The sequence below is a fragment of the Micropruina sp. genome (genome assembly GCF_027492755.1).
Lineage (GTDB): Bacteria > Actinomycetota > Actinomycetes > Propionibacteriales > Propionibacteriaceae > Micropruina.
This window is the reverse complement of sequence record NZ_JAPUED010000041.1, coordinates 14,597-25,197: the sequence shown is the minus strand read 5'-3', so window position 1 is coordinate 25,197 and position 10,601 is coordinate 14,597. Positions and strand designations below refer to the sequence as shown.

Below are 10,601 nucleotides of genomic sequence, written 5' to 3'. Positions count from 1 at the left end.
GGCCGGCGCGTCCGGTCTCCTGGTAGTAGCCCTCGATGCTGCGCGGCAGGTCGAGATGCGCCACGAACCGGACATCGGGCTTGTCGATGCCCATGCCGAAGGCGATGGTCGCAACCATCACGATGCCGTCCTCGCGCAGGAACCGCGACTGGTTGGCCGACCGGACGGCGGCGGGCAGCCCGGCGTGGTAAGGCAGGGCTTCGATGCCCTCCTTGACCAGGGATTCTGCGGTTGCCTCGACCGATTTGCGGCTCAGGCAGTAGACGATGCCGGCGTCGCCGTCGTGCTCGGTACGGATCAGCGACAGCAACTGCTTCAGCGGCTGCTGCTTGGGCGCGATCCGGTACGAGATGTTCGGACGGTCGAAGCTGGCCACGAACGTTCGCGCCTGCTGCAGGCCGAGCCGTTCGGCGATCTCGCGCCGAGTGTTGAGGGTGGCGGTTGCGGTCAGCGCGATCCGCGGCACGTCGGGCCAGCGCTGGCCGAGCACTGAGAGCTTGAGATATTCGGGGCGGAAGTCGTGGCCCCATTGCGACACGCAATGCGCCTCGTCGATGGCGAACACCGACAGCGTGAGCCGATCGAGGAACTCCTGGGTTCGGGGCAGGTCGAGCCGCTCGGGGGCAAGGTAGAGCAGGTCGAGTTCGCCAGCCAACGCCTGCTGCTCGGTGAGTCGTTGCAGCTCGTAGCTCTGGCTCGAGTTGAGGAAACCGGCGCGCACGCCCAGGTTCTCCAGGGCGGTCACCTGGTCGTGCATCAGCGCGATCAGCGGCGAGATCACCACCCCCACACCGGGCCGGACGATCGCCGGAATCTGGTAGCACAACGACTTGCCACCGCCGGTCGGCATCAGCACGATCGCGTCGCCGCCGGCGGTGACCTGGTCGATGATCGCACCCTGCTCGCCGCGGAAGTCGTCGTACCCGAAGGTGCGGCGCAGCACGTCCAGCGGCAACAAGTCAGGCACGAGGCTCATCGTAAGGTCCCGCACTGACAAGGCCCTCGATCCCGCAACTCTGGAACAGTGGATCGGCGGCGCGACCGGGCAGGCGGAAGTGTCGGAGGCAGCTGTGATGATGAAGCCATGACGACCTATTCAGGTACGAAGGAGTTCGAAGGCGCGACCTTCGTCAAGGCCAGTTTCAAGGGAGCCACACTGCGGTTCTCCGATGTCAGCGGCGTCACGATGCGCAGCGTCGACGTCGACGGACTCGATATCGACAGCCACGACCTGTTCTTCGGCAGCCTCCTGGTCAACGGGGTCGATGTGGTGCCGCTGGTCGATGCCGAGCTCAACCGGCAGTTCCCGGGGCGCGAGCTGCAGAAGGCGCAGACCCCCGAAGGCTTGCGCGACGGCTGGGTCGCGGTGCAGTCCGCATGGCAGACCACCGTCGAGAGCACACCGCGGAACATGGTCGACGCCCATGTCGAGGGCGAGTGGTCCCTGGCCCAGACCCTGCGGCACCTCATCCTCGCCACCGACGCCTGGCTGCGCGGCGGCATCCTGCGAATACCGCAACCCCTGCACGAGATCGGTCAGATCTTCACCGGTGCCGAGCAGATGGGGTTCGACATGTCGATCTTCCGTACGGACACCCCGACCTATGACGAAATCCTTGCGGTGCGCGCCGAGCGGCAGCAGTTGGTCACCGACTTCCTGAGCACCGCGACGGCCGAGCTGCTTGCCGAGGAACGCCAAGATCCCTGGGGCGGCGACTGGAGCCCCACAGTGGGCGACTGCATCCGGGTGATCTTGGAGGAGGAGTGGGCGCACCTGCGCTACGTCCGGCGGGATCTGGCCCTACTGGCTTGACCCCACGGCATGCCCCGCTATGCTGACCGGACTCTCATACCTAGGCACCGGAGGTATTAAGCCTGGGTGGGAACGAGTGGGGGGCTCCATGAACCATCGATTCGAGCGACTCGCCGTCGTGCTCGGGGCGCTGGCGGCGCTGGTGCTGCCGGGGTGCGCGGGTGCGATCCCGATCGAGAAGGTGCCGGAAGGTTGGGCTCTGGATGTGCACCAACCTGGAGAGTGGTGGAAGCAGCCCCTGATTCCACGCTCGGTTGTGGTCCAGCGCTGTCCACCGCCGGCGGGTTGGTCGTCCGAACCGGATCTGTCGCGGGTGACGTCCCTGCCCCCGGGCATCGACGTGAACTACTCCTTCTGGACCGACGATTACCACTGCGATATCGGCTGGTCCGAAGCCCCCAGCTCGGTGACGGTCACCGCGGCCGAGCGTCGTACCGAGGCGGGGCTGAGGCGGATCTGCTCGACCAGCGGTCTCGTGATGGACGCCGGATGGCGATTCGTCGGTCACAACCTGAGCAGGCCTACCGGTGACCTACCCGGCACACCGACAACGGTGGCGTTCATCGATGAGCACCGCACGGTCGTCAGTTGCTCGGTCCGCTACTCCCCCGAGGAGGAGGACCCCGACGAGGACGTCGCCGCCTCCGTCGAACTGTCCATCGGCGGTCCCTCGGCCGCGGGAATCCCCGCTTGCCCGATCAAACCCAGCGGCTTGATGGCCAACGATGACGGCACCGTCGCCGAGTACGAGCTGAAGGGCGCCGGCGCCGTCCGCAACGAGGCCGGCTCCGTTCTGACTCAGGCAGCCACTCTGCAGATCGGGCTGGCGGGCGACAGCGTGACGAGCACGCATCCGGTCGTCGATGGCGTCGCGATCGCCGACGCCAGGGTGACCCCGCAAGCGCGGGTTCACTTTGCCGACTGGAATCATCCGCCGGTTGTGGAGGGCAAGGTCCTTGATGCCGACGGAAAGCTGCTGGCCACGTGTCGGAGCTGACTTGGTGTCGACAAACTCAACCCGGGGGCCGCATTTCGACCAGAATGGTTCGCTGTGATGCTCATCCGCCCCGACCAGCAGCAGTGCGATCCACCACTGGGCGGTGGCGGTGCCCAACATCTGCAGCGCCTTCTGGTGCTGGCGCCGATCATGGCGCTGCTGGCCGTGATGGGCTGGACGGCGTCAACGGGCATCCCCGACTCCCTCAGCAGCTACCACGGTGGCCAGTACCGTGACCTGTTCGTCGGCGGGCTGATCGGCACCGCCGTCGCACTGCTCGGCTACTGGGGAGTGACGCCGATCGAGGACTACACCCTGAACGTCGCGGGCTTCTACGCCACGATCGTCGCCCTGGTGCCGAACGACATCGCCGCCCAGATCGGCGAGATGGCGACGTCGGGGCAGACGTCGCCGCGCGACGTGGTCCGGGTCATTCTCGGCGGTGCGTTGGTCACCGTCGCCGCTTTCGTGTTCGTCGACTACACCCGCAGCGGCTGGTCGATGGGCTGGCTGGCCAAGGGGCCGGGCCTGCTGCGGAACCTGACGCTCACCTCACTCGCCGTCCTGGCGGCTTACGCGGTGTGGCTCGCGGTGAACGTCGTCAATCCCGCCACGACATTCGCCTGGGTGCACACCCCGGCCGCCGTGCTGCTGTTCATCCACCTCGGGATCGCCGTGGCCGCACAGGGATGGCAATGGATGCCCCAAGCGATCGAGCCGAGCCCGGCTCGTCGACGCCTCTATCGGGCAGTCGTCGTGGGGATGCTCGCGGCACCTGTCGTGGTGTGGCTACTGCTGGGGCTGTGGTTGGAGCTGCCGCAGGCGGTGCTGGTCCTCGAAGTCATCGAGGTGCTGCTGTTCGCGGTCTTCTGGATCAGTGAGATCGGTCGGTTCTGGAAGGTGCCGAACACGTAGCAGGGCGAGGTGGTCTCGCCGCCGGGAGGGTGGTGGACGGCTGTCGTTCACGACCGGGCAGGGCCAGGACGAGGCCGGCGACGGCACCCACGGCGAAGCCGATGCCGTGCAGGTTCGCAGTGACGATCAGGGTGGCTCCGGCGAGCAGGCCGACCACGCCCAGCACCCGCGGCAGTGGTTGTGTACCGACGACGTAGGTCACCAGGCACAGTGCGGTCAGGCCCAGGTCGGCGACCGAGTTTCCGGCGAAGCCCTGGTTCTGCAGGATCGTGTAGCCGGCGATCTCGCTGACGATGCCGGCGGCGGCGTACACGCCGAGCAGGACGCCCCGGCCGTACAGCGTCTCGGCGAGGGTGCCGACGATCAGCAGCGCGACAAGGTTGAACAGCGTGCCGGCCCAGCCGCCGTCCTGCACGAGCAGGGGAGTCACGAGCCGCCACCACTGCCCGCCGAGCAGTGCGTCGCGGTCCCGGCCGAGGGCGGCCAGGATGTCCGGATTGAGGTTGCCCAGAATGCTGACGACCGCGGTCACCGCCGCCAGCACCAGGGTCATTCCGGGCAGCGCCAGCCGCCGTCCGGAGCCGCGCAGGTACTGCACGCCGCCGGCCGCTGCGGCGGTCAGGGCGATGCTGATCAGGATCCATTCCATGTCTTCTCCTTCCCGTAGGCCTCAGCCAGGGCTGCGAACACCTTCTTCGGTTGCCAGCCGAGACCGGTTCCTTCGCGCGCCACGTCCGGTTCGATGAGCTTCACCACCCCGTAGGACGCCATGTCGAGATCGAACAGCGGGTCTGCGCGATGCGGCAGTTCGTAGCCGGCGAAGGTGAACCAGAACGCCGAGTCGACCCCTTCGGCGACGAAGATCGCGAGCAGCTCGCGGAGGTAGTCCACCTGTTCGTCCTCGGAGCGTTCGTAGTGGTCGTCGAGCTCGGGCGGGGTGTGCTCCCAGTCGACGATGGCCCAGCCGAGACCGCCCCTGTCGGCCGCACCGCGGTAGGTGCAGCAGCCGAACTCGGTGACGGCGACCGGCTTGCCGGTGGCGAGGTAGGCGCGCAACTGCTGGCGGTAGGTCGCCGCGTTCTGCGCGTCGCGGTAGCCGTCCACCCCGACGATGTCGAAGGGCGACCAGTCGATGCTCTCCCAGCTGCCGCTGGCATAGCTGACCTGCCCGCGGAACCTGGCCCGCACAGCCGTCAACGCGTCGGCGAAGAACGCGTCGAGGGTGGACGGCAACCTGCCGAAAGCGGCGCGCAGCTCGTCCGGCCAGGCTCCGGCGGAGAGGTTCGCGGCACGCTCGGTGAAGGTGGCTCCGGGCAGGAATCCGGCGTTGAACAGGCTGATCTCGCAGCCCGCGACGAGAATGACGCGGCCGGGGCAGGTCCGCTCCAGGGCAGCCGCACGCTCGGCTGCGTCCGCGAGGTACCGCGCCAGGTCGGACGGCGCCAGCTCGGTCGGGAAGGGCGCGAACCACAGCTCGAGGCCTGCATCGAGGGCAGCCCGGCCCGCGACGACCAGCCGGTCCAGATCGCCGCCGGAGACCCGGACGGCTGTGCACTGCAGGTCGTCGGCGATGACCCTCATCTCGCGGCGCACCAGGTCTGGATCAAAGCGGTTCCGTGTTGAGTGACCGTCGCCGGCGAATCCGGTGTCGTAGTTGATTCCGCGACCGCGAAGGGCGGGTCTCCGCTGAGGAGTCCGAGGCTCTTGCGGCCGATGTTCTGCCGCTGTACTCACTGAAACGACAGTACCACTCTAAAACTAGAGTGAGCATAATATTCTGGATAAGATGATCCCATGATGGCGAGGCCGGAAGGGCTGCGTGAGCGGAAGAAGGCCCGCACGAGGGCGTCGATCGCGGAGGCGGCGATGACGCTGTTCGCCGAGCGGGGCTTCGACCAGGTCACCGTCGCGGAGATCGCGCATGCGGTTGAGGTGTCCGTGGCGACGGTCTTCAACTACTTCCCGACCAAGGAAGACCTCTTCTTCGACCGTCAGGACGAGGTGGTGAGCCGGCTGGCCAATGCCGTCCGGGCCCGACAGCCCGCCGAACCGTTCGTGGACGCCTGCCGCCGCGATCTGCTCACCCTGATCGACCAGCGCGACTGGCGGGTCGGGCTCGCTGCCGGGATGGGCAGGTTCTATCGGATGGTCGCCGACAGCCCCTCCCTACAGGCGCGCTCCCGGCTGATGGTGGACCGCTCCGTCACCCGGCTGACCAGCGCCATCGCCGAGGACCTCAACACCACTGAGGACGACATCGTCGCATCGAGCGCCGCCTGGATTCTGGTCGCGATTCAGACCAACCTGCTGAACCAGGTGCAACGCGACAGCCTGGCGGGGCGGGCACCCGAAGTGATCGCGGAGCGCCTCACGGCGGCGACCAACCGGGCCTTCGACCTGCTGCAGGGGCCGATCGCCACGCTGGGCGGAGGAACCGGTCCGCACAGGTAGCGTGGCCGGCATGGAGGCGACGGCGTACTGGACGATCGCAGCGGGGCAGGGCGAACTGCGCCGCGAGCAGCTTCCCGAGCCCGAGGCCGATCAGGTGCGGGTGCGCACGCTGGCGTCCGGAGTGAGCCGGGGGACCGAGCTGCTGGTGCATCGGCATGCCGTCCCCGAGCCGGTGCGGGCGCTGATGCGTTGCCCGTTCCAGGTCGGTGATCTGCCCGGGCCGGTCAAGTACGGCTACCTCAGCGTCGGCGTGGTGGAGGCAGGGCCGGCTCGGCTGCTCAATCGACGGGTGTTCTGCCTGCACCCTCATCAGGACGTCTACGTTGTCCCGGCATCGGCGGTCACCGAGGTACCCGACGACGTCCCCACCGAGCGCGCAGTGCTCGCCGGAACGGTGGAGACCGCGGTCAATGCGCTCTGGGACGGCGCACCTCGGATCGGCGATCGGGTGGGGGTGGTCGGTGCCGGCATGGTCGGCCTGAGCGTGGCCGCCCTGCTGCGCCGTTTCCCGCTCGGACGCCTCCAGTTGGTCGACATCGATCCGGCGAAGGCGGCGATCGCGGCGCGGATCGGCGTCCCGCTGGTCGGACCGGACGCCGCGGCCGCCGATTGCGACCTGGTGTTCGAGGCGTCCGCGCAGGCTGACGGGGTGGCGACGGCGTTGCGGCTGTGCGGTGACGAAGCCGAGGTGATCGAGCTGTCCTGGTTCGGTGAGACCCGGCCGAGCATCCCGCTGGGCGCCGACTTCCACGCTCGGCGGCTGACGCTGCGGGCGAGTCAGGTCGGCCGGGTGAGCCCGGCGCGGGCGGTGCGGCGGAGCACGTCCGACCGTTTGAGCTTGGCGTTCGACCTGTTGCGCGACGACGCCTTCGACGCTCTGCTGGCGCCCCCGGTCCCTTTCGCCGATCTGCCCGGCACGCTGCGCGCCATGGACGCCGGCCGCGGCACCACCCTCTGCCAAGTGATCAGCTACCCCCGGGAGGGCGCATGTACGAGTTGACCGTCCGCGACCACGTGATGATCGCGCACAGCCTGCCGGACGCGTTCTTCGGCCCCGCCGCGCGACTGCACGGCGCGACCTTCGTGGTCGAGGTGACCTGGAGCCGTCCGGACCTGGACGAGCACGGCGTGGTGATCGACATCGGCGAGGCGTCAGCCCGGCTGCAGGAGGTCCTGGCAGACCTCGACTACCGCAACCTGGACGAGCATCCGGCGTTCGCCGGCCGGTTCAGCACCACCGAGGTCGTCGCCGGACACATCGGTGAGCGGCTGCGGTCAGCCATGGACCTCACCGGATTCACCGCGCTGTCGGTGCGGCTACGGGAACATCCGGACGCCTGGGCCACCTATCGGCTCGAGCTGTAGATGACGGTGCGGTTCGTGGTGCCGCGACCCTCGGCGCCGTCCGGTGGTCACGGCTACAACGCGGCCGTGCTCCGCCATTGGCCCGGTTCTCCGCCGAGGATGGTGGAGCTCGATGGTCCCTGGCCGCGCGGGAATGCGGCCTCTCGCGAAGCCCTCCGCGCAGCCCTGGATGGCCCGGAGGTCGTGCTGCTGGACGGACTGGTGGGCGCGGCCTCGCCGCAGCTGATCGAGGAAGCAGCCGGCCGCGGCGTCCGGATCCTCCTGCTGGTGCATCTGCCACTGGCCGCCGAGGGCGGGCTGTCGGACGCCGAACGTCGCGAACTGGCCGAACTGGAGGAGCGCAGCATCCGGGCCTCATGGCGGGTCGTTGCGACCAGCCGGACGGCCGCCGACGAACTCGCCCGGCAGGTGGGCCGCGACGACATCGCGGCCGTCCCACCCGGAGTGACGACAGCAGAGCCCGCCGACTCCCACGACCCGCCGCAGCTGCTGCAGGTCGGTTCGATCGGCCCACGCAAGAACCAACTCGGCACGGTCGCGGCACTCAAGAGCTGCCACGATCTCTCCTGGACGGCCACCTTCGTGGGCCCCGTTGCCGACCCTGACTACGCCGAACGGTTCCGCGCCGTGCTGCCCGCGACTCGGGCGAGCTGGGCGGGGCCGTTGCAGGGGGCGGCGCTCGACGACGCCTACGCCGCGGCGGATCTGTTGCTGCATCCGGCGCACGCCGAAACCTGGGGGATGGTGGTCACCGAAGCCCTCGCGCGGGGAATCCCGGCGATCGTCGGGGCCGGCACCGGGGCAGTGGAGGCGCTCGGCAGCGGCTCGATACACGGACTGCCCGGAGCGGCCGTGTCGACCGGTCAGCCCGGCCCGCTTGCCCGCGAGTTGCGGCGCTGGTTGACCGATCCCGCGCGACGCCAGGAGTGGCGTGACCAGGCTCTCGGCGCCCGTGCGCGTCTGCGCAGCTGGGACCAGGTCGCCTCCGAACTCGCCCAGGTGGTGGGGCAGTGACCCGGCCGGAGCGTCCGATCGCCGCGGACTGGCTGGCGCTGCGGCGTACCGCCGACACCGTAGCCCGGGATGGTGCCCCGGAGTTGGTGGCCGCCTGGGTCGCCGCAGCGGACGGCGGAGACCCGCTGATCATCGTGGACGTCGGCGCCGGGACGGGGGCGAACCGGGCCTACCTGGAGCGGCGACTACCGAGGCCGGGCCGGTGGGTGTTGCTTGATCACGACGCGGAACTGCTTGCGGCGTCGGCCGGCGAGAATGTCGAACGCGTGGTCGGCGGTCTCGGGGAACTCGGCGACCTGATCCGTAGCTGCGATGCGCGGCTGGTGACCTGCTCGGCCCTGCTGGACCTGTTGACCACCGCCGAACTCGACGAACTGGCCGAGGTCCTGGTCGCGCACCGCGTCCCTGCGTTGTTCAGCCTGACCGTGGACGGCACCCTCCAGCTCGACCCTCCGCATCCCGCCGACTCGGCTCTGATCGCGGCATTCAACGAGCATCAGGCGCGCGACGGGCGTCCGGGCAGCGGAGCTGCCGGCTATCTGGCCGACCGATGCGAGCACCTGGGTTTGCGAGTGCGTAAGGCGGACACGCCCTGGCTGCTGGATGCCGGTGCCGCGCCACTGATCCGTCGCCTGCTGACCGAGCGTGCCCAAGCTGCCGTGGAGGCGCGTTCCGAGCTGGCGAACCCAGCCGCCGACTGGCTCAGGGCCAGGCTGAGGCTGCTCGACGAGGGAGCGCTGCGCGTCCGGGTCGGCCACGTCGACCTGCTGATCACTCCTGGCAACCCCGCTGGTGGAGCTTGTCGGAACCATGGCGGCACAGGGTCTCGACAAGCTCGACCAACGGGTTAGCGCAGGGTGAACTCCAAGCAAGTGTCGTCGCCGAGGGGGAACCGACGGAGGGGCCAGCGGGGGGCGTCCGCGACGGTGTCGACCGCCGGAACGCGGACGCCGGGGACGCCGTCACCGAGCAGCACCGGCACTGTGGTCAGGAACAACCGGTCGAGCGCACCGGCCGCCAGGAAAGTCGAGACCGTGCGCCCGCCGCCCTCGACCAACACCCGCCGCAAACCGCGCGCCCGGAGCGCCTCCACCACATCGCCGGCAGGCCAGGGTGGTGCGCCGAGCTGCACCTGCGTCAGGTGCGAAGCGGCCTCGCCGATGGTGACCACATCGGGCCCGGTGACCCACAGGGTTGGCGCATCGGGCCCCGAGAACACTCGCGCCATGGCCGAGACCCGGCCATGCGGATCGAGCACCACCCGGGTCGGATTGCTCCCGGACGCCAGCCGGACGGTCAGCAGCGGATCATCGTTCACCACGGTCTGCGCACCCACGATCACCGCGTCGGCGAGACCGCGCAGCCGATGCAGGTGCCGATGATCGGCCTCGCCCGACAGCCCGGCGCCGTCACCGCTACGGGTGGCCAGGAAGCCGTCCAGGCTCTGCGCGCTCTGCGCCACCACCCACTCGTCCCGGTCGACGAGCCACTCGTACCGGCTTGCCTCCTCGTCCGAGGTCGAGCCGTCCGCGGCGACCGTGCGGAGATCGTCATGCCGCAGCCGCTGCCGTTTCGTCTGCAGGTATCGGGTGTTCTCGGGCCGAGCCGGCACGGCCGCCCCGAGCCGTTCGACCACGGCCACGTCGAGCGCGGCGAGCGCCTCCTGCTTGGCGGGGTTCGACGACAGCAGCCGGACGCGATCGAGGCCGAGATCGCGCAGGATGTCCGCCGCCTGGCTGTAGTCGCGAGCATCGACCGGATGCCCCAGCCGTAGGTTCGCGTCCACGGTGTCGTAGCCCTGATCCTGCAACCGATAGGCCCGCAGCTTCTCGACCAGCCCGATGCCGCGCCCCTCGTGGCCCCGGATGTAGACCAGCACACCCTCACCTGCCTGCGCGATGAGCCCGAGCGCGGCATCGAGCTGCTCGCCGCAGTCACACCGCCACGACCCGAAGGCGTCGCCGGTCAGGCATTCCGAATGCAGCCGGACCAGCGGCGCACCGGAATGCGGCCGTCCGTCCTCGATGCCCTGGGACAGGCTGACCA

At 69.3% G+C, this 10,601-nt stretch carries 12 protein-coding genes; 8 read left to right on the top strand and 4 right to left on the bottom strand.

Annotation, left to right across the window (positions count from 1 at the left end; translation table 11 throughout):
• Positions 1–976 (bottom strand): RecQ family ATP-dependent DNA helicase (locus tag Q0066_RS02730; RefSeq protein ID WP_298129813.1); only part of this gene is annotated, 976 nt, incomplete at its 3' end.
• Positions 977–1,024: 48 nt separating this feature from the next.
• On the opposite strand from Q0066_RS02730, the gene Q0066_RS02725 reads away from it, so the two are divergent.
• The 3 genes from Q0066_RS02725 (at position 1,025) to Q0066_RS02715 (ending at position 3,725) form a co-directional block, all read left to right on the top strand.
• A complete protein-coding gene (locus Q0066_RS02725) occupies positions 1,025–1,813 on the top strand; it encodes a DinB family protein (protein ID WP_298129812.1) in 789 nt (262 codons plus the stop codon).
• 118 nt (positions 1,814–1,931) lie between these two features.
• Positions 1,932–2,810 carry a hypothetical protein gene (locus Q0066_RS02720; RefSeq protein ID WP_298129810.1) on the top strand — a complete coding sequence of 293 codons (879 nt, stop codon included), beginning with the start codon at positions 1,932–1,934 and terminating at the stop codon, positions 2,808–2,810.
• A 57-nt stretch (positions 2,811–2,867) separates the two neighbouring features.
• Positions 2,868–3,725, top strand: a complete 858-nt coding sequence (locus Q0066_RS02715) for a hypothetical protein (RefSeq protein ID WP_298129808.1) — start codon at positions 2,868–2,870, stop codon at positions 3,723–3,725.
• On the opposite strand, the gene Q0066_RS02710 is transcribed toward Q0066_RS02715, so the two are convergent.
• Together Q0066_RS02710 and Q0066_RS02705 are read right to left on the bottom strand one after the other, a co-directional pair.
• Positions 3,685–4,374: a rhomboid family intramembrane serine protease gene (locus Q0066_RS02710; protein ID WP_298129806.1), complete on the bottom strand. Its 690-nt coding sequence runs from the start codon at positions 4,372–4,374 to the stop codon at positions 3,685–3,687. The two genes, Q0066_RS02715 and Q0066_RS02710, sit on opposite strands and share 41 nt — an antisense overlap.
• A complete protein-coding gene (locus Q0066_RS02705) occupies positions 4,359–5,306 on the bottom strand; it encodes a hypothetical protein (RefSeq protein WP_298129804.1) in 948 nt (315 codons plus the stop codon). The genes Q0066_RS02710 and Q0066_RS02705 overlap by 16 nt, the downstream gene beginning before the upstream one ends.
• A 216-nt stretch (positions 5,307–5,522) precedes the next feature.
• Here Q0066_RS02705 and Q0066_RS02700 point away from each other — a divergent pair, with 216 nt between their 5' ends.
• From Q0066_RS02700 to Q0066_RS02680, 5 genes are read left to right on the top strand one after another with little or no spacing between them, the layout of a single operon-like run.
• Complete coding sequence (locus Q0066_RS02700) at positions 5,523–6,176, top strand: TetR family transcriptional regulator (protein ID WP_298129802.1); 654 nt, start codon at positions 5,523–5,525, stop codon at positions 6,174–6,176.
• Positions 6,177–6,186: 10 nt separating this feature from the next.
• On the top strand, positions 6,187–7,176 hold the full coding sequence (locus tag Q0066_RS02695) for a zinc-binding alcohol dehydrogenase (RefSeq protein ID WP_298129800.1): 990 nt from the start codon (positions 6,187–6,189) through the stop codon (positions 7,174–7,176).
• Positions 7,164–7,541, top strand: a complete 378-nt coding sequence (locus Q0066_RS02690) for a 6-carboxytetrahydropterin synthase (RefSeq protein WP_298129799.1) — start codon at positions 7,164–7,166, stop codon at positions 7,539–7,541. The genes Q0066_RS02695 and Q0066_RS02690 overlap by 13 nt, the downstream gene beginning before the upstream one ends.
• Positions 7,542–8,555, top strand: coding sequence for a glycosyltransferase (locus Q0066_RS02685; RefSeq protein WP_298129798.1), 1,014 nt, complete (start codon positions 7,542–7,544; stop codon positions 8,553–8,555). It begins immediately after the preceding gene.
• Positions 8,552–9,406, top strand: a complete 855-nt coding sequence (locus Q0066_RS02680; RefSeq protein ID WP_298129796.1) for a class I SAM-dependent methyltransferase — start codon at positions 8,552–8,554, stop codon at positions 9,404–9,406. The genes Q0066_RS02685 and Q0066_RS02680 overlap by 4 nt, the downstream gene beginning before the upstream one ends.
• On the opposite strand, the gene ribA is transcribed toward Q0066_RS02680, so the two are convergent.
• A partial coding sequence (gene ribA / locus Q0066_RS02675; protein ID WP_298129794.1) for a GTP cyclohydrolase II RibA occupies positions 9,403–10,601 on the bottom strand: 1,199 nt, incomplete at its 5' end. The genes Q0066_RS02680 and ribA overlap by 4 nt on opposite strands.

What these genes read in the sequence shown, in the direction of transcription:
- Q0066_RS02715 (WP_298129808.1), top strand. Translation starts at nt 2,868, where the DNA reads ATGCTCATCCGCCCCGACCAGCAGCAGTGCGATCCACCACTGGGCGGT.
- Q0066_RS02710 (WP_298129806.1), bottom strand. Translation starts at nt 4,374, where the DNA reads ATGGAATGGATCCTGATCAGCATCGCCCTGACCGCCGCAGCGGCCGGC.
- Q0066_RS02705 (WP_298129804.1), bottom strand. Translation starts at nt 5,306, where the DNA reads ATGAGGGTCATCGCCGACGACCTGCAGTGCACAGCCGTCCGGGTCTCC.
- Q0066_RS02700 (WP_298129802.1), top strand. Translation starts at nt 5,523, where the DNA reads ATGGCGAGGCCGGAAGGGCTGCGTGAGCGGAAGAAGGCCCGCACGAGG.
- Q0066_RS02695 (WP_298129800.1), top strand. Translation starts at nt 6,187, where the DNA reads ATGGAGGCGACGGCGTACTGGACGATCGCAGCGGGGCAGGGCGAACTG.
- Q0066_RS02690 (WP_298129799.1), top strand. Translation starts at nt 7,164, where the DNA reads ATGTACGAGTTGACCGTCCGCGACCACGTGATGATCGCGCACAGCCTG.
- Q0066_RS02685 (WP_298129798.1), top strand. Translation starts at nt 7,542, where the DNA reads ATGACGGTGCGGTTCGTGGTGCCGCGACCCTCGGCGCCGTCCGGTGGT.